Origin of the sequence: Bradyrhizobium sp. LA6.8, assembly GCF_040547935.1 — a bacterium.
GTDB classification, from domain to species: Bacteria; Pseudomonadota; Alphaproteobacteria; order Rhizobiales; family Xanthobacteraceae; genus Bradyrhizobium; species Bradyrhizobium barranii.
In genome coordinates this window covers 1,036,973-1,057,614 of sequence record NZ_JBEPQQ010000002.1, presented here as the reverse complement: position 1 = coordinate 1,057,614, position 20,642 = coordinate 1,036,973, and the positions used below count along the sequence as shown (strand labels likewise).

Below are 20,642 nucleotides of genomic sequence, written 5' to 3'. Positions count from 1 at the left end.
GATCAGGCCGCCTTTCGTTCCATGACGATGCTGCCGGCACCGTCGATATGGGCGTCAAAACTGTTGGAGACGAACGTGGACGTCTCGTCCTCGGCGATCACGGCGGGACCGGCAATGGTCGCGCCCGGTGCCATGTCCTCGCGGCGATAGAGCGGGATCTCGATCACTTCCCCCGCGCGTCCGTCGAAGAATTTGCGGCTGCCCGAGGCCTTGCCGGCGGGCTTGCGCGCGACGGAAGCGACGACAGAAGGATTGTGCGCATCGGTGGTCGCGAGCACCGACCAGCTCAGGACCTCGATCGCAGCGCCCGGGATCGGCCGCTCGAACATCGCCGAATAGTCGGCCTCGAACTTCTGGCGCAGGCCGGAGAGATCGGCCGATGTCAGCCGCCGGTTCGGCAGCTCGACCGAGATCTCGTGGCCCTGGCCGACATAGCGCATGAAGGCCGCGCGACGTTCGCGCACCGGCGCACCGGCCGCGCCCGGCTCCACCAGCGCGCGCGCTTCAGTCACCATCTCCTGGAGCAGGTCCGAGACCCCCTCGGTGTCGAAATCATCGAGGCGGACATGGCGGCTGCGCACCAGCTCGTAGGCAATGGGAGCAGCCAGGAAGCCGACGGCCGAGCCGACGCCGGCATTCGAGGGCACGATGACCCGCGAGACGCCGATCTTCTCGGCGACGCGCGCCGCATGCAGCGGCGCGGCACCACCGAAGGCGATCAGCGTGTGCTGGCCGACGATCTCGCCGCGCTCGACCGCATGCACGCGCGCCGCGCTCGCCATGTTCTCGCAGACGACCTCGTGCACGGCATAGGCCGCGGTTTCCGCCGACAGCCCCAGCGGCTCACCGACGGCGCGCAACAGCGCCTCCTTTGAAAGCTCCGGGCTGAGCTTGATCGTGCCACCCGCAAAGGCGTCAGGATCGATCATACCGAGGGCTACGTCCGCATCCGTCACGGCCGGACGTTGGCCGCCGCGGCCGTAGCAGGCAGGTCCCGGCTCCGACGAGGCGCTCTCGGGGCCGACAGTGACACGCTTCATCGCATCGACATGCGCGATCGAGCCGCCGCCGGCGCCGATCTCGACCATCTCGATCACGGGGATGCGCACCGGCAGGCCGGAGCCCTTCAGGAAGCGCGCCGCGCGATCGACCTCGAACACGCGCGAGGTCTCGGGCTGGTATTTTTCGATCAGGCAGATTTTTGCGGTCGTGCCGCCCATGTCGAAGGACAGCACCTTGCTCTCGCCGAGCCGCGCTGCGATCTGCGCCGCGAAGATCGCGCCGCCGGCGGGACCGGACTCGACGAGGCGCACCGGAAAGCGCCGCGCCGTCTCGATCGAGGTGACGCCGCCGCCGGAGGTGACGAGATAGATCGCGCCGCGGAACTGCTCGACCTGCAAGGCATCCGCCATGCGGGCGAGATAGCCGTCGATCAGGGGTTGCACATAGGCGTTGGCGACCGCAGTGGAGGTGCGCTCGTATTCGCGGATCTCCGGACACACCGCGGAGGACACGGTCACGGAGATGCCCGGCATCTCCTCGCTGAGGATCGCGGCCGTGCGGCGCTCGTGCTCGGGATTGGCGTAGGAGTGCAGGAAGGCGATCGCGACGCTCTCGACGTTCAGCGCGCGCAATTTTGGCGCGAGTGCACGCACTGCCGCCTCGTCCAGCGGGAGGCGAACGGCGCCGTGTGCGTCGATCCGCTCCGGCACGGTGAAGCGGAGAGATCGCGGCGCCAGCGGCCTCGGCTTGTCGATGCCGAGATCATACTGGTCATAGCGGCTCTCGGTGCCGATATCGAGCACGTCGCGAAAGCCGTCGGTTGCAATCAGCGCGGTCTTGGCGCCGCGGCGCTCGATGATCGCATTGGTCGCGAGCGTCGTGCCGTGAATGAAGACGTCGATGTCGCTCATATGCGCGCGCGCGTCAGTGAGAATGAGACGCATGCCATCCAGCACCGCCTCCTCGGGCCGCTGCGGCGTCGTCAGCACCTTGCGCGTCTTGCGATCCTGCCCCACGTCCAGCACGATGTCGGTGAACGTGCCACCGATATCAACGGCAAGCCGCACCTCGGCTCCCTCAAGCATTCCAAATTCTCCGTACTGATCGACAAACTGCGCGAAAACCGCAGCAATTTTCATACCAGCGACAACGCCCGGGGTGAAGCGTCCGAGCCGTTTTGCGTGGCACCTATGCGGTAGAAGGGTGCGGCCCACGCGCTCAGAGCAGGAATGCAAGCGCCGCCTCGCAGCGCTCCTCGACCTTGAGCGCGAGGAGATCATCGGCGCGGGTGCGTCCGAGATTGACCGCGGCGATCGGGATCTGCCGGTTCGCGGCAGCCTGCACGAAGCGGAATCCGGAATAGACCATCAGCGAGGAGCCGACGATCAGCATGGCGTCGGCCTGCGCCAGATGATCCTGCGCGGTGGCGACCACATCGCGCGGGACGTTCTCGCCGAAGAACACGACGTCGGGCTTGAGGATGCCGCCGCAGGCTTCGCAGGCGGGCACCTTGAACGACGAGAAATCCGCATGCTCGAGATCGGCGTCACCATCAGGCGCATCGGCGGCGTCGAGCGTCAGCCATTCCGCATTGGCACGGCCGAGCCTGTCCTGGAATTCGTTGCGCGGGGTCTTCGCCCCGCAGCCCATGCAGCGGACCAGATCGAGCCGGCCATGCAGGTCGATCACCTGCCGGTGGCCGGCGGACTGATGCAGCCGGTCGACGTTCTGGGTCAGCAGCATCTCGCAGCGCCCGCTCGCCTCGAGCCGGGCAAGCGCATGATGCGCATCGTTCGGCCTCGCCTGGCCGAACCGCCGCCAGCCGATCAGGCTGCGCGCCCAATAGCGCTGGCGCGTAGGCTCTTCCGACATGAAGGCCTGGAAATTGACCGGCTGGGTCCGCTTCCAATTGCCATGGCTGTCGCGGTAATCAGGAATGCCCGAATTGGTGCTGCAGCCGGCGCCGGTCAGCACGAACAGACGTTCGTGCCGGCCGACAAAATCTTCGAGCGAACGGTTTGCCTGCGGAGGGTTTGCCATGGCGCAGATGTAGTCTGCGCCATGTCGTTTTGCCAGATCACTCCCGCGCCGGCAGCTCGGAGCCGGCGATCAGCTTTTGGCCTGCGTCAGCCCGAGCAGTTGTGACGGGGCACATTGGCAAACCAGTGACCGCTACCGGGCGGCGTTCCAATCGGATCAGGCGCGCCGGTGAAATGCCGGCGGCAACGGCTCGCGCACCAGTTCGCTGAGATTCAAGGTCTCCCCGCTTTCCGCAATGTCCGAGAACAACACCTCGACAAACGGATGCTGACGGTTGAACGCGGTGCCCCGCTGGTATTTGGCGCTCACGATGCGCTCAAGCGCGGCAAAGTTCCGTTTCCCAAGCGCGTTGTATTGCTTCCGGAACAAACTCTGACGTCCGCCACTGTGCTCGACCGATTCAGCCCAACCGTCCATCACCTTGCGACTGACGAACGCTTCGACTTCTCTCGTGCCTTCCTGGGCAAGAAGCCGCAGACCGTCCATGGCATGCGGCTCTTCATCGATACGGAATTTTGTCAGTGCCATCGGGATCCTCCTGTTGTTTGCGTCCATATGCTTCGCGAACCGCGCCTCTCGCTCAGCCCCTGAACATGTCAGATCTTGGCGGGATCGGCGTCGTGCCTATGCTTGTGAAGAAACCGGGCAATCTGCCCGCGGAGCGCCGCCGTATCCAGCAATGTCCCAACCGATCCGGCGGTATCGAAGATCTCCCGCTGGAGCGTCGTCGGCAATGAATTCCATTGCATGATGACGGCCGCACCGAGACAGCGCAAAACGCGCTCTTCCTCCGCCGCGAGGGCCGCGCCACGCAGTCGCTCCGTTTCCCCGGCGTTGACTGCATCCACATATTGGTCCGCGAGCATCTGCTCGTTGTCCGCGCGCGATGTGTGGCTGTCCTGCAGTTGTTCGAATTTGCGCGTATCGGCTTTGCCGGGCGAATTCCTCGCCAGTTCGCCATACGCGGCCGCTTTTGCTCGGTAGTGAAGAAATTTGAACATGCGGGCTCCTTCAGCAGCGGTCCTTCGCCGCCGAGAAATACGCGAGGATTTCAGCGGCATTTCCGAGGATCGCTGCCCGGCGCATTGCCACCGTGCGCTTGTCTCCCGACGGCAGCTTGCGGGCTCGATCGAGGGCGTTGATCGCCCTGGAGTTCAACTCGCAAGCCAAAGAGACCGGGATCGATTCTGACGAACTGCTTGCTTGAGTCGATGGCGAAGGCACGCCGAGACCGGCTACCATTGTATGAGCATCGATGCGGCGATCAACACCACGAAGAAAACCGGCAGCAAGACCGGAGGTACGAGCCACTCGCGAAGGCTGAATCTAGGGGAATCCGACATACTGACCGCCTGTTGGTTCCGGCGGGAGCGCAATGCTCTCAGTCACCGATGACAGCCGAGGGGCGCGCGGTGATAAAGTGTACGTAGTGATCCCTTCGCCGAATAGCGAGGCTTATCAAGAAACTATTTGTCGCGATCGGCATTGAATCGGATTGCTGCCCTGTTGCCAAATCTTCATTTGAGAGAGGCGCAACCGGCGCGTCTTCGTCTGGACGGAACGTCCGTGTTCCTGACGTACGCGGGCCGAGCGTCGGCCACCCGGCGAGCCCCGACTCAAACGGCGAAAGGCTGGCGCGCGGCACCTGCAACCTGATCGGCCTGACCATGATCGACTTTCCAAATCACAGCCGCTCGTATGACCGGACGCGGCATGCCGTGCGGTTCTGGGGACACGACAGCGCCATCGAGGCCTCGTTCTTCATCGACGAAGACGCATTGAAGCGGATTCAACCGGGTACCCATTCCAGCGAATCGGGATTTCTGATCGCGTTCGACTCCAACCGCGACTTGATATGTGCCGCTGCGGCCAAAAAGTATGTCCGCGGCAGCCGGGGCTCCTACGACCTGCTCGCGGGAGATTTTTGAAGCGGTCGGCACGGGGTGATGAGTTCGTGGCTTCGGTCGTGAATCCACGTTTCTAGCTCGCCCAGTTCTCGCGAAACTCGGGGAACAGCGTCAGGCCTCCGCAGGCGTAAATGGTCTGGCCCGTAATGTAACTGGCGTCATCCGAGGCGAGGAAGGCGAACACAGCGGCGATCTCTTCCGGGGTGCCGACCCGTCCCAGCGGAATGTGGCTGGTGACGACGCCGCGCTTGGCGGGATCACCGGTCCAGGCCGCGTTGATCGGCGTGTCGATCGCGCCCGGGCCAACCGCATTGACGCGAATGCCGCGGCCGGCGAATTCCAGCGCCAGCGTGCGCGTCAGATTGGCGATGCCGCCCTTGCTGATCGAATAAGCGAGATAGCCGGGCTTCGGAATGATCTGGTGGACGCTGGAGCAGTTGATGATGCTGCCGCCTCCGCCGCGCGCGACGAAATGGGCGAGCGCCTTCTGCGCGCAGAGCACGGCGCCGTTGAGATTGACGTCGATGATGCGGCGGTAGGTGTCGATGTCGAGCGCCTCGCTCGGCGACTCCCGCTGGAAGCCGGCATTGTTGACGAGACAGTCGAGCCTCTTCCAGCGCGAAAGCGCTGTCTCGAACATCGCGGCGACCTCCTGCTCATTGCTGACATCGGCCCTGACGACGACATGATCGAGCTTGCCGTGGCCGCGGTCAGCCGATCCTGTCCTTGCAAGCGCGAGCGTCTCCTCGGCTCTCTCGGGGTGATCGACATAGTTGATGGCGACGGTCGCGCCCTCCTGCGCGAGCCGGATGGCGACGGCGCGGCCGATGCCTTGCGAGGCACCGGTCACCAGCGCGTATTGGCCGACGAGGCGGGAGGAAAACGGGGTCGAGCGATCGGTCTGCGGCATGAGCTGTCTCCGAGGATGCTTCATCATGGACGGAACCGGCGTTTTGTTCCATCCCGCTTGCGCATCGCAGGGATTCACTCGGCGCGGCGCGCGAGCGGCGAGGTCAGGATCTGGTAGAGAATGATGGCGCCGAAGGTCGCGGTGCCGATCCCGCCGATCGTGAACGCGCCGAATTTGAGCGTGAGGTCACCGGCGCCCGCGGTCAGCGCCACGGCGACGGTGATCAGGTTCGCCGGATTTGCGAAGTCGACCTTGTTCTCAACCCAGATCCGGCCCGCCATCGCGGCGATCAATCCGAACAGCACGATCGAGAGGCCGCCGATGACGGGACCCGGGATCGACAGGATCAGTGCGCCGAATTTCGGCGAGAAGCCGAGCAGGATCGAGACCGTGGCCGCGAATGCAAACAGCAAGGTTGAATAGACCTTCGTCGCAGCCATGACGCCGATGTTCTCGGCATAGGTGGTGACGCCGGTGCCGCCGCCGCAGGCCGCCACGATGGTCGCGAGGCTGTCGGCGAACAGCGCGCGGCCGAGATAGCCATCGAGGCTCCGGCCCGTCATGGCGCCGACGGCCTTGATGTGACCGAGGTTCTCGGCGACGAGGATGACCGCAACGGGCGCGATCAGAAAGATTGCATCGGCCTGGAAGGTCGGCGTGGTGAAGCTTGGCATACCCAACCACGGCGCGGCCGCGAGTTGCGCGAAGTCGATCGGCTTGCCGAAGCCGAGGCCGTTCGCGAACAGCAGGTACAGCAGATATCCGCCGATCGCACCGAGGATGATCGGTAGGCGGCGCCACAGGCCTGGAGCGGCAACGGCCACCACGCCGATGATCAGCACGGTCGCAAGCCCGATCCAGGTGTCGAACGCGTTGGCACTCACCGCCTTGACCGCCACGGGCGCGAGATTGAGGCCGATCGCGGCGACCACGGCGCCGGTGACGGCCGGCGGCATCAGGCGCTCGACCCAGCCAACGCCCGACCACATCACGATCAGCGCGATCACGCCGTAGAGCACGCCGGCGCCAACGATGCCGCCGAGCGCGACGGAGAGATTTGGATTCGGCCCCTGCCCGGCATAGCCGGTGGCGGCGATGACGACGGCGATGAACGCGAAGCTCGAGCCGAGATAGCTCGGCACGCGCCCGGCGACGATGACGAAGAAGATCAGCGTGCCGATGCCGGAGAACAGGACCGCAACATTGGGATCGAACCCCATCAGCAGCGGCGCGATGATCGTCGAGCCCGACATGGCGACGCAATGCTGGAGACCGGAGACGACGGTCTGGCCCCATGACAGCCGCTCCTCCGGCATGATCACGCCCGAGGCCTTGAATTTCCAGCGCGGAAAATAGCTTTGCGGCTGCTCGTCCGAGCCCATCGTGGTTGTCATATTCCCCCCGTTGCGGTGCAGCGACCGATCTTCGTGCGATCCGACAAAAATGTGATTGTCGCTTCTGCGGCGACCATCACATGATGCGAGTCATGCAAGATTCAAAGCTTGCAAAATCCAGATCTTGCAGAATCAAAAATCAATGCGTTCCGGGGCACACACTATGACACAAGTCGCGATCCAGCCAGCCGTCCATCGCCGGCATCAGCCCTGGTACAAGATCCTCTACATCCAGGTTCTGATCGCGATCGCGCTCGGGGTGCTCATCGGCTACTTCTATCCCGATCTCGGCAAGGAGCTGAAGCCGCTCGGCGACGGCTTCATCGCGCTGATCAAGATGATGATCGCGCCTGTCATCTTCTGCACCGTGGTGCACGGCATTTCCTCGATGGGCGACCTCAAGCGCGTCGGCCGGGTCGGGCTGAAGTCGCTGATCTATTTCGAGACGGTCTCGACCGTCGCGCTCGCCATCGGCCTGCTGGTCGGCGAGATTCTCCAGCCCGGGCACGGCTTCAACATCGATCCCGCCACGATCGATCCGAAGTCGGTCGCGACCTACGTCACCAAGGCCAAGGAGGAAGGCATCGTCGCCCATCTGATGGCGATCATTCCCGACAGCTATGTAGGCGCGATCGCGCGCGGCGACCTGCTTCAGGTGCTGCTGATCTCGATTCTGTCGGGCTTCGCCATCGCCTTCCTCGGCAAGGCCGGCGAGCCGATCGCGGAGGCGATCGACAAGGCCGCGAAAATGTTCTTCGGCATCATCCGCATCATCGTGCGCGTGGCGCCGATCGGCGCGTTCGGCGCGATGGCCTTCACCGTCGGCGCCTACGGCCTCGGCTCGCTGCTCAACCTCGCGGCCCTGATCGGCACGTTCTATCTCACCAGCATCCTGTTCGTGTTGATCGTGCTGGGCTCGATCGCGCGGCTCTCCGGCTTCTCGATCCTGCGCTTCATCGCCTACATCAAGGACGAACTCTTGATCGTGCTCGGCACCTCCTCGTCGGAAACGGTGCTGCCGCAGATGATCCAGAAGATGGAGCATCTCGGCGCCTCACGCTCGGTGGTCGGCCTCGTTATTCCGACCGGCTACAGCTTCAACCTCGACGGCACCAACATCTACATGACGCTGGCGACGCTGTTCCTGGCGCAGGCGACCAACACCCATCTGACGATCTGGCAGGAGCTCGGCATTCTCGGCATCGCCATGATCACCTCGAAGGGCGCCTCGGGCGTGACCGGCGCCGGGTTCATCACGCTTGCCGCGACGCTCTCGATCGTTCCCGACATCCCGATCCAGTCGATCGCGATCCTGGTCGGGATCGACAAGTTCATGAGCGAATGCCGCGCGCTCACCAACCTGATCGGCAACGGTATCGCCTGCGTCGTCATCAGCATCTCCGAAGGCGAGCTCGATCGCGACGCGCTGCACGAGACCATGGCTCATCCGCTGGAGATGGGCGAGGCGCTGGAACCGGGCGGCAGCGCGGCCTCGTAGGCCGCGCCACGCAGCCGGTAGAGCCTCAGAGAGTCGCGTTGGCGACCAGCTCGACCCTGCGCGCGATCTCGATCGCCTGCAGGAACGCCTCGTCGTGACTGACCACGAGCAGCGCGCCGTCATAGGCCCTCAAGCCTGCCTCGACGGCTTCGATCGAGTCGATGTCGAGGTGATTGGTCGGCTCGTCCAGGATGAGCAGGGACGGCGGCGTCGACCCGCCTAGAACGCAGGCGAGGCCCGCACGAAACAGCTGTCCGCCACTCAGGCTCCCCACGATCTGCGCGGCGGCATCGGCGCGAAACGCGAACCGGGCCAGGGTAGCATGGCACTCGTTCGCGCTCGCTTTCGGATTGAGACGCCCGAAATTGTCCAGGATGGAGATCGCGGGATCGAGCAGGCTGACCTTCTGGTCGAACAGCGCGAAGTCCGGCCTGACCCGCACGGTGCCCGCGAACGGGCGCAACTCGCCTGTGACGAGCTTGAGCAACGTTGTCTTGCCGGAACCATTCGGCCCGACGACCCCGACGCGCTCCGGGCCGACGAGCGTGAGTGAGAGATCGCGCAGGACCGGCTGCTCCGGCTGATAGCCGGCGTTGACGCGATCGAGCCAAATCACCTCCCTGCCCGCCGGCAGGCCGGTCGGGGGCAGCTTGACCGACAGCGGCTGGCGAATCTCGACGCGCCGGCGAGCCGTGTCGACGGCCTCGATCGCCTCCGCGCGCCGCCGCTCGGCGATCTGCGCGGTCTTTCCGCCGCTGTCCTCGCTGCGGTCCTTGCGTGCACCGGCGAGAATGCGCGGCATGTCGCCCTTGGCGCGCTTCTTCCTGCCGCCGCTGTCCTTGCGCGCCTTGCGTTCCGCTGCCTCTTGCGCGTTGCCGTCGATCTCGGCGAGATGCTTCTCGGCATGCGCAAGGTCGTGCCTGACGGCAGCGAGCTCGATGGCCTTCTGCTCGCGGTAACTGCTCCAATTGCCGCCGTACCGTCTTGCCCCGAGCGATGTCATCTCGACGATGGCATCCATGGTCTCGAGCAGGTCGCGGTCGTGACTGACGACGATCGCCCCGCCCCGCCAGCCTGCGAGCAGGTCGACCACTGACTTACGTCCATCCCGATCGAGATTGTTGGTGGGCTCATCGAGCAGCAGGAAGTCCGGCTCGGCGAAGACCAGCGCGGCCAGACGGATCCGCGTGATCTGCCCGCCCGACAAACGATCCAGCTCCGTATCGGTATCAGGATCGAACCCGACACGCGCGAGCGCGGACGCAAGCCGCGCTTCAAGCGTCCAGTCGGCGTCGGTGACTTCGTCGGCGAATGCATCGCCCCGCTCCGCACGGCGAAGCAGCTCCAGCGCTGCGCGCGCGCCGAACAGATCGATCACCGCGGCGCCCGCAGGAAGCTGGACGTCCTGGCGGAGCATTCCCACGGTTCCGCTCACGAGAACGCGTCCCGCTTGGGGAATGTGCTCTCCGGTGATCGCAGCAAGCAGCGTTGTCTTGCCGACGCCGTTGCGGCCGACGAGACCAGCCCGTTCGGCACCAAATGTCAGGTTGAGGTCGGAAAGGAGAGGACGGCCGTCAGGCGTGGACAGCGAGAGGTTCGACAGAATGATCGATGCAGGCATGGAATTCCCCGTGAGCAAGGCGGATGGGCGTTGCGGTCGGGGTGAAATCCATGGATGCGAAACTCCTGATTGATGTCTCGCTGATAATCCCGCCGGGCGCCGAGATCAAGGCGCATTCCGTGCGACGCGTCCGGGCCAATCAGCAAAGCATCACGAAGCTGTTGATGGACGCTGCATGGGGCATGCGGTAAGGGGCAAAAAACAACGTGTCTCAACCAAGAGGCCATCTCTTGAGCGGCAAGCCGAATAGCCCCCTCGCCCAACTGCTTCAGCAAGCCTTTCTGGCGCTACGTGCAAAGCAGTTCGACATTGCAAGGCAGCTTGCGACCGAAGCCCTGAAATCAAATCGCACCGACCGGAATGCCGTGCTGATCCTCGCCCATGCCCTGCTCGGCCAGGAGCGTGCGGAGGAGGCGATTGCGCCGCTGGAGAAAGCCGCGAAGCGCAATAGCGATCCCGAAATCGAGACGCTGCTCGGCCATGTGCTGTGTGCCGCGCGGCGCAGAAGCGATGGACTGGCGCAACTGCGGCGAACCGCAGCGCGCCGTCCGCCCTATCTGCCCGCGTTCCAGGAGCTGGCGGGCCAGCTTGCGAACGCCGGCGAGGTTGGCGAGGCGGTCGGGATGATCGAGCAAGCCCTCGCGCTCGCCCCGACCAGCGTCGATCTGCAACTCGACCTTGGCCGCATGCATGTCCGGAATAACAGTCGCGCCAAAGCGCGTACCGTGCTGACCGCGGCGCGCGCGATCGGGCCGGGACGCACCGATATCCTGACCGAACTTGCCTGGGCCGAGCTTCTCGACGGCGCCTATGCGGAGGCCGCCGACACCTACCGTCACGCGCTCGGACTTCGCCCGGACGACGCTCTCTCCCGCGCCAATCTCGCGATCTGCCTGATGGAGATGGGCGAACGCGATGGCGGCGAGGCGGCGCTGCGGTCCGTGTATGGCGGACGGCCGCAGATGCTCAGCCGCGCCGCCCTCACACTCGCCGCCTCGTCGCACGGCCGCTTCTTCTTCCGCCCGAGCGCCGCGGCGAAATTCCTGGGAGCCAGGCCCGAGCGGGCTACGCCCTGAATTTCCGCCGGTACAGACCCGGCTCGCGCTTCAGCGCGGCGCGCAGGGCGTGGACCTTCTGCGCTTCATCCTCGGTGAAGGCCGAGGTCTGCCGCGTCCAATCCTCACGTTTGACCGGAATGCATTGCGCGATCGGTGTGCCCTTGGGCAGCACGCCGCGAAAGCCCGTATTGTGCCAATGCGCCGGAAAGTGGATCCAGCTGTCGCGGTAGCGATCGCAATCGACGAGGCCGCTCAGCGTGATGAACGGCAGGTCGAAGCGATTGACCGGATGGGTGAAGAACAGCGAATAGCCTTCCGGCGCCTCGATGGTCCAGAGATTGTGAAACTTGATGACGAAGCGATCGGCCTCGAACAGCGGCGAGCCGGTGAGCTGGCCCTGATCGTGAAAGCTGATCGGCGAGCGCGGAAAATCAATCTCACCGCCGGGCGGGATGTCGTTGTCCCAGCTGATCTCGCCATCCTCGACCCTGATATCGCAGATTAGCGGGATCAGGAAACCGCATGTCATCGCGTCGATGAACGGCGGGCAGCGCTTGACCGTCTCGTCATCCTGCTGATTGAGGGCACTGAAGGCCGTGGTCGGCATCGCCTTGAGCCAGTCGGGAACGCCGAGATTCGCCGGCAGAGGCTGCGGCAGCAGGCCTTCGAGTTCTCCGGGGCAGCGAAATTTGATCGCGAGCTTGTTGTTATTATTCTGCGAGGACATTGGGCATTCCAGCCGAGTCCCCTACTGATAAACGGAAACTGCGGCGCGTCAAAGCGCCGCAGCTGATCCAGACCATTACATCTTCGTCATGTTCGGATCGACGGCTCTCTTCACGGGCCCGTGAGAAGAGCGCAATCAGCCCTTGAGCGCAGTGACCACCACCTCGATCAGCGCACCGCCGCCGAGATCGGCGACGCCGACGGTGGCGCGCGTCGGCAGGTTATCGCCGAAGAACTCGGTCCAGACCGCGTCCATCTCCTTCTTCTTGGAAAGATCCGTGACGAAGATCGAGGTGCTGACGACGCGCGACTTGTCGGTACCGGCTTCCTTCAGATAGCCGGCGATCTTGCCGAGGATGTTGCGGGTCTGATCGCCCATCGAGACCGAGGTGTCGTCGGCGATGGTACCGCCGATGAAGACGAAGCCGTTGGCTTCGACGGCGCGGTGCATGATGGGCGTGCGGATGCTGCGGGTGATGCTCATGATGTCCTCTTCTTAGAGCGTGGAAGGATGGAAACGGTCGATGCCGAGATCGCCGATTCGGGTCTGGGTGCCGCCATTGACGATCAGCTCGGCCATCACGGCGCCGGCGCCGGGGCCGAGCTGAAAACCGTGCAGCGAGAAGCCGAACTGGTGATAGAGGCCCTTGTGGCGGCTGCTCGGTCCGAACACAGGGATATCGTCCTTCATCTTCGCCTCGATGCCGGCCCAGGCGCGGACGATCGTGGCGCTGCGCATCACCGGGAACAGCTCGAACACGGTGCGCGCGCTGATCGCGAGGCTCTTCCAGTCCAGCACGGTCTCGTTGCGATCCTGATAGGGCGTCGCCAGATGGCCGCCGCCAATCAGCACGGTGCCGTTGGAGAATTGCTTGAAGGACAGTTTGCGCCCGCGCAGGATCACGACGGGGTCGATGAAGTGCGGCACGCGCGAGGTGATCATCAGCATCGGCGCCACGGTCTCGACCGGAACGGGCTCGCCGAGCGCGGCGGCGATGTTCCCGGCCCAGGCGCCGGCGGCATTGACGAGCACCGGCGCGGCATAAGTCTCGGTGCCGACATCGACGTGCCAGAGGCCGCCGCTCTGACGGATGTTGCTGGCCGCCACGCCCTCGCGCACGGTCGCGCCGAGCTGCTCCGCCTTGCGCCGGAACGCCGTCGTCGTCTGCGCCGGATTGGCGGCCCCATCGCGGCGCGAGACGACCCCGCCCGGGCAAGTTTCAGCCACGGCCGGCACCAGCCGCCGCAATTCAGTCGCGTCGATCAGCTCTTCATGGGTGAAGCCGAGCGCGTTCAGCTCAGCGACACGCGCGCGGCAGACTGCGAGCTCCTCCTCGTTCTCCGCGACGAGAACCTGACCGTAACTCTCAAAGCTGCAATCGTCGTCGAGGAGATCGGTGATCTTCTCCCAGATCCCCATCGAGCGGATCGAGAGCGGGATTTCGGGCACGTGCCGCGCGAGCTGGCGGACGCCGCCGGCATTGACGCCGGATGCATGGCGGCCGGCGTAGTCTTTCTCGATCAGCACCGGCTTCATGCCGGCGAGGCACAGATGCAGCGCGGTCGAGCATCCGTGGATGCCGCCGCCGACGACGATCGCATCCACGTTTTGGGTCATCCGCGCACCACCGCCTTGACGTCGGCCTCGCTCTTCGGGACGGAGGCGAGCTCGGCGAGCGTGATCGGCTTGACCGGCGCGCGCAGCCGGTAATAGCCGATCTCCTGTGCCGTCTTGCCCCGCGCCTGCGCCATCAGCTCGGTCACGGTGAGGCCGCAGAGCCGGCCCTGGCACGGGCCCATGCCGGTGCGGCGATAGGCCTTGAGCTGGTTCGGGCCGGTCGCGCCGATAGCGACGGCATCGAGAATGTCCTTGGCGGTGACTTCCTCGCAGCGGCAGACGATGGTGTCGCCCGAGGGAATGCGGAACTGCGGCGCGGGGCGGAACAGCGTGTCGAGGAAGACGCGGCCGCGCTCGGCCTTGGCGAGATCGGCGCGGAGCGTCGCCATCGGCGCAAGTTTTGTCACAACCGCAGGCGCCAATGCCTCCACCGCCGCGCGCGCCGCGATGCGGCCACGGACCACAGCCGCATTGGCACCACCGATGCCGGCGCCGTCACCAGCGATCGCGATGCCCGCGACCGACGAATTGCCGCTCGCGTCTAACACCGGCGACCAGCACAATTGCAGATCATCCCAGCGATGCTCGATACCGGCGGCCATCGCCAGATTGACGTTGGGCACGACGCCCTGATGCAACAGCAACAGATCCGCGGGGATGGTCTCGCGCTTGCCGCCGGCGACATAGCTCACGTTCGCAAGCTGGCCATCACCGGATGCTGAGAGCTCGGTGACGCCGGAGACGACCTGCACCTTGGCCTTCACTTCGCGCATCATCGACAGGCCCTTGGTGAAATAGGGCGAGGTCAGGAAGGCGAAGGCGTGCGGCAACGCGGCGAAGTAGTTGCCGCGCTCGGTGGTGTCGAGGATGCGATCGATGCGGCCGCCGAGGCGCAAAATCTGCGCGGCGAGCAGCCAGAGCAGAGGCCCCTGCCCCGCCATCACCGTGCGTCCGTCAGGCACCAGGGCCGATGATTTCAGCATCGTCTGCGCCGCGCCCGCGGTCATCACGCCCGGCAAGGTCCAGCCGGGAATCGGAAACGGCCGCTCCAGCGCGCCGGTCGCGAGGATCACGCGCTGCGCCTTGAGGAAAGAGGACGCACCGCCGATCGATACGGCGATCTCGAGGTTGCGGTCGAGACTCCAGACGGTGGCGCGATGGATAATCTCGGCGCGGCTCGCGCGGAGCGACTGAACGAGTTCGGCACCGACCCAATAGTCGGCGCCGAGCTGACTGCGCTCTGTCACCGGCGTCGACGAGATGGCACGAAACACCTGGCCGCCGGGGCCGATGTTCTCGTCGAGCAGCAGCGTCGACAGCCCGGCTTCGGCGGACGTCGCAGCGGCCGCGAGGCCGGCGGGCCCGGCGCCGATCACCACGACGTCATAGGCTTCGCGCTTGGGAGCTACAGTCATTTTCCGATCTCCCGCTTGCCCTTCTGAATCTCGATCTGCATGCCCTCGGCGACGGGCACGAGGCACCCCTGGCGGTTACCGACGCCGTCGATGGTGACGAGGCAGTCGAAGCACACCCCCATCATGCAATAGGGCAGACGCGGCGCGCCGCTCACTGCGGTGGAACGGCGTGCATCACAGCCGGAGGCCAGCAGCGCGGCGGAGACGGTGTCGCCCTGGCGCGCCGCGATGGCTATGCCATCCACGAAGATCTGGACCTGCGGTCGCTTGTCCTGTTCGGATCGTCTAAACATGGGATGCCTCTTGGCTCCTTTAGATATCTCTAATAGCCGCTGTTGTTCGCAGCACCGGCGGCGCCGAAACGGCTGGCCGAGAACGCGCCGACCAGCTCCGGCTCGAGTGCGCCAGCTGCGACCATGCGCGCGATCTCGAAAGCGTGGTTGGAGGCGAGCGTCACGCCGGAATGGCAACAGGCCACGAAGGCGCCGGGATGCGTCTCCGACTGGTCGTAGATCGGAAAGCCGTCCTGCGGCATGACGCGGATGCCGGCCCAGCTCCTGACCACGTTGAGCCGCGACAGATGCGGGAACATCCTTTGCGCGCGATCGGCCATCACGGCGCTGACCGAATGCTTCAGCGCGCGATCGTCGAGTTCGTCCTCCTTGCTGTCGCCGATCATCACCGTACCCTCGTCGGTCTGGCGGATCGTGGTCAACGGATGCGGCAGGAACGGCATGGTGCGCTCGGTCACCACGATCTGGCCGCGGGTCGGGCCCATCGGCGCGTGGAGGCCGACCATCGGTGCCAGCGTCTGGTTGGCATTGCCGGCCGCGAGCACGATCTTGGCGGCGCGCAGTTCGCCCTTCGGCGTCGTCAGGCGGAATTCGCCACCGCTCTTGCTGATCGCCGAGACCGGGCGCTCCGGAAAATAGTCGATGCCGAAGGCCCTGAAGCCGGTGTGGAAGGCACGGAACGTGCGCAGCGAATTGACGTGGCCGTCGAGCGGACAAAAGCTGCCGCCGGAAACTTCGGGACCAATCAGCGGCAGCGCCTTCTTCACCTCGGAGGCGGAGAGCATCTCCATCCTGTAGTCGGCCGCACCGGTCTGGTTGTGCATGCGCTTGACCAGCTCAGTGCGCTGGCCGAATTCGTCCTCGCCGAGCGTGAGATGGAAGCCGCCGTTCTGCTGAAGAGAGACGTCGAGACCGGTCTGCTGCTTCAGCTCGGAGGCAAGCCGGCCCCACGCTTGTGACGCCTGCACAGTCCACACCGTATAGGCCGGCATGCCCAGGCCTTTGCTCTGCACCCACACGAGCGCAAAGTTGGCCCGCGAGGCACGCTTGGTGATATCGCCCTCGTCGAGCACGGCCACCTTCTTGCCGAGCCGGCCGAGGCCCCAGGCAATGGCGGAGCCGAGCAATCCGCCGCCGACGACGGCGACGTCATAGTCCCTGGACATGGGTTCTCCTATCGTCCCGTGTCGCCCTTGCCGGCGAGCACGCGGTCGAGCCCGTAGAAGCGGTCGAGCAGAATGAGGGCGGTCATGGTAACAGCGATCACGCAAGCCGAGACCGACGTCACCAGCGGATCGATGTTGTCCTGGATATAAAGGAACATGCGCACCGGCAACGTCTCGGTGCCGGGTGCCGCGAGGAAGACGGTCATGGTGAGATCGTCGAAGGACTGGATGAAAGCGAGCGCCCAACCGCTGATGACGCCGGGCAGGATCAGCGGCAGCGTCACGCGGCGAAACAGGGTCCAGCCGTTGGCGCCGAGCGAGACTGCCGCCATCTCGACCGAGAGGTCCATGCCGGTCGCCGCCGCCAGCGTCAGCCGCAGCGCGAACGGAAACACGATGATGACATGCGCAATGATCAGCGCGGCAAAGCTGCCGCCGAGGCCGGCCGAGGTGAAGAAGCGCAGGAAGGCGATGCCGAGCACGACATGCGGGATCATCAGCGGCGACAGGAACAGCGCCGCGAGCGCATCGCGGCCGCGGAAGCGATAACGCGCGATCGCGAGCGCTGCCGGCACCGCGAACAGCAGCGCCACGAAGGATGAGAGCGCGCCGAGCCCCAGGCTGACCCAGAAGGCATGGATGAACTCGGGATAGTTGGCGATCGCCCTGAACCAGCGCAGCGAAAAACCGTTGGTCGGCAGCGACAGAAAGCCTTCCGGCGTGAAAGCAACGAGGCAGACCACCAGGATCGGCGCGACCATGACGATAACGAAGATGGTGTGGAAGATCAGCGCGAGCGGGCCGTTCCGGCTCATCGGAACACCTCCGCGTAGCGGCGCTCGATCAGCGCGTTGCTGCCGACGACGATCAGCACCAGCGCGACCAGCAGCAGCGTTGCGACCGCTGCACCGAGCGGCCAGTTCAGCGTGTTGAGGAATTCGTCGTAGGCCAGCGTCGCCGCGACCTTGAGGCGGCGGCCGCCGATGATCGCGGGCGTCGCGAAGGCACTGGCGGAGAGCGAAAACACGATGATCGCGCCCGACAGCACGCCCGGCATGATCTGCGGCATGATGATGCGGCGAATGATGGTCACCGGCCCCGCACCGAGCGACATCGCGGCGTTCTCGATCTGCGGATTGAGCCGCTGGAGCGCGGCCCACACCGACAGCACCATGAACGGCATCATCACATGGGCGAGCGCAACCACCATCCCTGTCTCGGTGAACATGAAGGGAATGGGCGAGCGGATCACGCCTGCCGACATCAGGAGCTTGTTGACGAGGCCGTTGTTGCCGCCGAACAGCAGCGCCCAGCCGAGCGTGCGAGCCACCACGGAGATCAGCAGCGGCCCGAGAATGACCAGCAGGAAAAGACTCTTCCAGCGGCCACTCATGCGGTTGAGGATATAGGCTTCCGGCGCACCAAGCACGGCGGTGAGCAGCGTGGTCAGGATCGCGATGCGAAACGTCCGCCAGAACATCTCGGCGTAATAGGGATCGGTTGCGATCTCGTGCCAGTTCTTCAGGATGAAGACGGGCTCGATGCCCTTGTACTGGCCCCAGTCGTGGAACGACAGCATCACCGTCATCGCCAGCGGAATCAGCAGCACGCCCACGAACAGCATCAAGGCGGGCGCGGTCAGCGCCCACGGCGCACGCGCGCTGCGCTCCTCGGCGGCCGTGCTCATGCGCCTGCCCTCGCGCGCACGCTCATGTCCTCGGGCCGCCAGACGAGGCGAACCGCCTCGCCTTCAGCCGGCGGCGCCGTCCCGTCATTCTGGCGGATCACGATCGCGGGCCCGCATTCGCTGTCGCACTGGAACAGCCAGTGATTGCCCTGGAAGATACGCGTGACGATCTTTGCGCTGAGCCCCGTATCGCCAAAGCCGATCCGTTCAGGGCGAATGCTGACAGTGACGGGGCCGCTGAGCCCGGCCGGCGCCGGCGCGTTCCAGGAGCCAGCCACCAGCCGTACCGGCGTCGCGGTCCGATCAATCGTCGCCGCAAAATCGTTGGTCTTGCCGAGGAACTGCGAGACGAAGGCCGAAGCCGGCTTCTCATAGGTCTCCTGCGGCGAGCCGATCTGCTCGATGCGGCCCTGGCTCATCACCACGATGCGGTCGGACAGCGACATCGCCTCGTTCTGGTCGTGGGTGACCAGGATCGTCGTGGTGCCGATGGTGCGCTGGATCTGGCGCAGCTCGATCTGCATCTCCTCGCGCAGTTTGGCGTCGAGATTCGATAGCGGCTCATCGAGCAGCAGCACGCTCGGCTTGATCACCAGCGCGCGCGCCAGGGCCACGCGCTGCTGCTGACCGCCGGACATGCGGCGCGGATGGCGGTCCTCGTAGCCGGCAAGCCCGACCATCGCGAGCGCGGCGCGGACGCGCTCGGCTCTTTCGGCGCGCGGCACGTTGCGCATCTCGAGGCCGAACGCGACGTTCTCCGCCGCCGTCATGTGCGGAAACAGCGCGTAACTCTGGAACACAATGCCGAGCCCGCGCTTCGCGGGATGGATCGCGGTCAGGTCCTTGCCCTCCAAGCGGATCGCGCCGCGTGTGGGATCGAGGAAGCCCGCGATCATCTGCAGGGTCGTGGTTTTGCCGCAGCCGGACGGGCCGAGGAAGGAGATGAACTCCCCCTTCCCCACCGACAGGCTGAAGTCATCGACCACAGTCTGCGCGCCGAACTGTTTCGCGACCCGATCGAGCTCGAGATAGGCCATGCGCTGTCTCCGCTACGAACGATCAGATCAACGCTCGACCTCGCGATTCCAGCGCTTGGTCCACTCCTCGCGCTTCTCGTTGATCACAGTCCAGTCCGGATTATAGAGCTTTGCCGCGCGCTCGCCGATCGGCGCCATCTTGCCGAGCTCCGGCGGTACCACCAGTGATTTCAGCACCGGGCCGTATCCGTAGTCCTTCAGCATCACGAGCTGGATTTTTGGATCGAGCAGCATCTTGACGAAGTTGGAGGCGAGCGGCGAGGCATTCGGCTTGGTGATCGGACACGCCGTCGTCAGCAGCGTCGCCGCGCCTTCCTTCGGATAGACGAAGTCGACGGGGAAGCCGGTGTTGGCGAAGCTCTGCACGCGGCCCGTGCCCCACACCGCGATCACGGCCTGGCCGGACTGGAACAGCTCGGTCATCTTGCCCGGCGACGGCTCATAGGCAAGCACGTTCGGATTGATCTGCTCCTTGAAGATCTTGAAGCCGGAATCGACGTTGGTCTCGCTGCCGCCGTTCATCTTCGACAGCATCACCAGCGCTTCGAGGCCGTAGGTGTTGTTGATCGGCGGGATCACGAGCTGTTTTGCGTATTTCGTGTCCTTGAGATCGTTCCAGGAGGTCGGCGGCGCCCAGCCTTTCTCGGCGAACACCTTGGTGTTGTACATCAGGCCGGTCGCTACGATGCCGATCGCAACAGCGCGATCGTCCTTGAAGCGGGCGGTGTCATAGAGATCGGCGGCCGGCAAGCCTTCGAGCTTGCCGCAGAAGCCGAGCTGGATCGCCTGGTACATCGGGCCGTCGTCGACGATGGCGACGTCGATCTGCTGGTTGCCCTTCTGCGCCTGGAGCTTGGCCAGCGTGTCGGTGGAGTTGCCGGCGACGTATTCGACCTTGACGCCGTTCTCCTTCTCGAAGGCGGGGATCACCTCATCGCGGATGGTCTTCTCGAACGAGCCGCCGTAACCGGCGACATAGAGCGTTTTCTGCTGGGCCGAGGCGGCCGACGGGACGGCGATGAGCGCTGCGATGCTGACCGCGGTCAGAAGGCTGAGAGTCTTCATATGGACCGATCTCCAATACCGGGATGAGGTGACGTGCCGACAAATCTCTGACTGAGGCGCCTTCCGCATTTCCTTCCGCGCCAACCCTCTCCGGACAGGGCTCCGGCCCCTGTTCGCTAGGTTTTGGCGCAATCTGGAGGTTCGAACCCCTCCAATCTGCCGAAAAAGCGGGCTGTCTCCAGTCCTGATGAAAAAGATCGCAAAC

At 65.0% G+C, this 20,642-nt stretch carries 22 protein-coding genes; 4 read left to right on the top strand and 18 right to left on the bottom strand.

Features of this window, described 5'->3' with window-relative positions:
* Positions 1-2 precede the first annotated feature (2 nt).
* From ABIA90_RS12070 to ABIA90_RS12050, 5 genes are all read right to left on the bottom strand, one after another.
* Positions 3-2,087 carry a hydantoinase/oxoprolinase family protein gene (locus ABIA90_RS12070; RefSeq protein ID WP_354120041.1) on the bottom strand — a complete coding sequence of 695 codons (2,085 nt, stop codon included), beginning with the start codon at positions 2,085-2,087 and terminating at the stop codon, positions 3-5.
* Positions 2,088-2,220: 133 nt separating this feature from the next.
* Positions 2,221-3,042, bottom strand: coding sequence for an NAD-dependent protein deacetylase (locus ABIA90_RS12065; RefSeq protein ID WP_354120040.1), 822 nt, complete (start codon positions 3,040-3,042; stop codon positions 2,221-2,223).
* Positions 3,043-3,198: 156 nt separating this feature from the next.
* Positions 3,199-3,570 carry a signal transduction histidine kinase gene (locus tag ABIA90_RS12060; protein WP_223153858.1) on the bottom strand — a complete coding sequence of 124 codons (372 nt, stop codon included), beginning with the start codon at positions 3,568-3,570 and terminating at the stop codon, positions 3,199-3,201.
* A gap of 68 nt (positions 3,571-3,638) precedes the next feature.
* Positions 3,639-4,043 carry a hypothetical protein gene (locus ABIA90_RS12055; protein WP_071909721.1) on the bottom strand — a complete coding sequence of 135 codons (405 nt, stop codon included), beginning with the start codon at positions 4,041-4,043 and terminating at the stop codon, positions 3,639-3,641.
* A 10-nt stretch (positions 4,044-4,053) separates the two neighbouring features.
* Positions 4,054-4,353, bottom strand: a complete 300-nt coding sequence (locus tag ABIA90_RS12050) for a hypothetical protein (RefSeq protein ID WP_223153857.1) — start codon at positions 4,351-4,353, stop codon at positions 4,054-4,056.
* Positions 4,354-4,709: 356 nt separating this feature from the next.
* On the opposite strand from ABIA90_RS12050, the gene ABIA90_RS12045 reads away from it, so the two are divergent.
* Entirely contained in the window at positions 4,710-4,970 is a 261-nt protein-coding gene (locus tag ABIA90_RS12045; RefSeq protein WP_085401819.1) for a DUF1488 family protein, read from the top strand.
* A 52-nt stretch (positions 4,971-5,022) separates the two neighbouring features.
* Here ABIA90_RS12045 and ABIA90_RS12040 read toward each other — a convergent pair whose 3' ends face one another.
* The gene (locus tag ABIA90_RS12040) at positions 5,023-5,859 is read right to left on the bottom strand and encodes an SDR family oxidoreductase (protein ID WP_354120039.1); all 837 of its coding nucleotides are present in this window, start codon (positions 5,857-5,859) and stop codon (positions 5,023-5,025) included.
* A gap of 74 nt (positions 5,860-5,933) precedes the next feature.
* Positions 5,934-7,253 (bottom strand): solute carrier family 23 protein, encoded by a 1,320-nt coding sequence (locus tag ABIA90_RS12035; RefSeq protein WP_354120038.1) that lies wholly within the window; start codon positions 7,251-7,253, stop codon positions 5,934-5,936.
* Positions 7,254-7,416: 163 nt separating this feature from the next.
* Here ABIA90_RS12035 and ABIA90_RS12030 point away from each other — a divergent pair, with 163 nt between their 5' ends.
* A complete protein-coding gene (locus tag ABIA90_RS12030) occupies positions 7,417-8,751 on the top strand; it encodes a dicarboxylate/amino acid:cation symporter (protein WP_354120037.1) in 1,335 nt (444 codons plus the stop codon).
* A gap of 25 nt (positions 8,752-8,776) precedes the next feature.
* Here the strand turns inward: ABIA90_RS12030 and ABIA90_RS12025 are convergent, their stop codons facing one another.
* Positions 8,777-10,372 (bottom strand): ABC-F family ATP-binding cassette domain-containing protein, encoded by a 1,596-nt coding sequence (locus tag ABIA90_RS12025; protein ID WP_354120036.1) that lies wholly within the window; start codon positions 10,370-10,372, stop codon positions 8,777-8,779.
* A 23-nt stretch (positions 10,373-10,395) separates the two neighbouring features.
* On the opposite strand from ABIA90_RS12025, the gene ABIA90_RS12020 reads away from it, so the two are divergent.
* Entirely contained in the window at positions 10,396-10,563 is a 168-nt protein-coding gene (locus ABIA90_RS12020; RefSeq protein ID WP_155257924.1) for a hypothetical protein, read from the top strand.
* Between the two features lie 39 nt (positions 10,564-10,602).
* The gene (locus ABIA90_RS12015; protein ID WP_354120035.1) at positions 10,603-11,448 is read left to right on the top strand and encodes a tetratricopeptide repeat protein; all 846 of its coding nucleotides are present in this window, start codon (positions 10,603-10,605) and stop codon (positions 11,446-11,448) included.
* On the opposite strand, the gene ABIA90_RS12010 is transcribed toward ABIA90_RS12015, so the two are convergent.
* From ABIA90_RS12010 to ABIA90_RS11965, 10 genes are all read right to left on the bottom strand, one after another.
* Positions 11,438-12,157 (bottom strand): hypothetical protein, encoded by a 720-nt coding sequence (locus ABIA90_RS12010; RefSeq protein WP_354120034.1) that lies wholly within the window; start codon positions 12,155-12,157, stop codon positions 11,438-11,440. The genes ABIA90_RS12015 and ABIA90_RS12010 overlap by 11 nt on opposite strands.
* A gap of 135 nt (positions 12,158-12,292) precedes the next feature.
* A complete protein-coding gene (locus ABIA90_RS12005) occupies positions 12,293-12,640 on the bottom strand; it encodes a RidA family protein (protein WP_028151454.1) in 348 nt (115 codons plus the stop codon).
* Between the two features lie 12 nt (positions 12,641-12,652).
* Complete coding sequence (locus tag ABIA90_RS12000) at positions 12,653-13,774, bottom strand: NAD(P)/FAD-dependent oxidoreductase (protein ID WP_354120033.1); 1,122 nt, start codon at positions 13,772-13,774, stop codon at positions 12,653-12,655.
* Complete coding sequence (locus tag ABIA90_RS11995) at positions 13,771-15,189, bottom strand: FAD/NAD(P)-dependent oxidoreductase (RefSeq protein ID WP_354120032.1); 1,419 nt, start codon at positions 15,187-15,189, stop codon at positions 13,771-13,773. The genes ABIA90_RS12000 and ABIA90_RS11995 overlap by 4 nt, the downstream gene beginning before the upstream one ends.
* A complete protein-coding gene (locus tag ABIA90_RS11990; RefSeq protein ID WP_354120031.1) occupies positions 15,186-15,482 on the bottom strand; it encodes a (2Fe-2S)-binding protein in 297 nt (98 codons plus the stop codon). The genes ABIA90_RS11995 and ABIA90_RS11990 overlap by 4 nt, the downstream gene beginning before the upstream one ends.
* A gap of 29 nt (positions 15,483-15,511) precedes the next feature.
* Positions 15,512-16,648, bottom strand: a complete 1,137-nt coding sequence (locus ABIA90_RS11985) for an NAD(P)/FAD-dependent oxidoreductase (RefSeq protein WP_354120030.1) — start codon at positions 16,646-16,648, stop codon at positions 15,512-15,514.
* 8 nt (positions 16,649-16,656) lie between these two features.
* Positions 16,657-17,463 (bottom strand): ABC transporter permease, encoded by an 807-nt coding sequence (locus ABIA90_RS11980; RefSeq protein ID WP_085401809.1) that lies wholly within the window; start codon positions 17,461-17,463, stop codon positions 16,657-16,659.
* Positions 17,460-18,335: an ABC transporter permease gene (locus ABIA90_RS11975; RefSeq protein WP_166344512.1), complete on the bottom strand. Its 876-nt coding sequence runs from the start codon at positions 18,333-18,335 to the stop codon at positions 17,460-17,462. Before ABIA90_RS11975 ends, ABIA90_RS11980 begins: the two co-directional genes overlap by 4 nt.
* A complete protein-coding gene (locus ABIA90_RS11970) occupies positions 18,332-19,372 on the bottom strand; it encodes an ABC transporter ATP-binding protein (RefSeq protein WP_354120029.1) in 1,041 nt (346 codons plus the stop codon). The genes ABIA90_RS11975 and ABIA90_RS11970 overlap by 4 nt, the downstream gene beginning before the upstream one ends.
* A 27-nt stretch (positions 19,373-19,399) precedes the next feature.
* The gene (locus ABIA90_RS11965) at positions 19,400-20,437 is read right to left on the bottom strand and encodes an ABC transporter substrate-binding protein (RefSeq protein ID WP_208084601.1); all 1,038 of its coding nucleotides are present in this window, start codon (positions 20,435-20,437) and stop codon (positions 19,400-19,402) included.
* Positions 20,438-20,642: the final 205 nt, after the last annotated feature.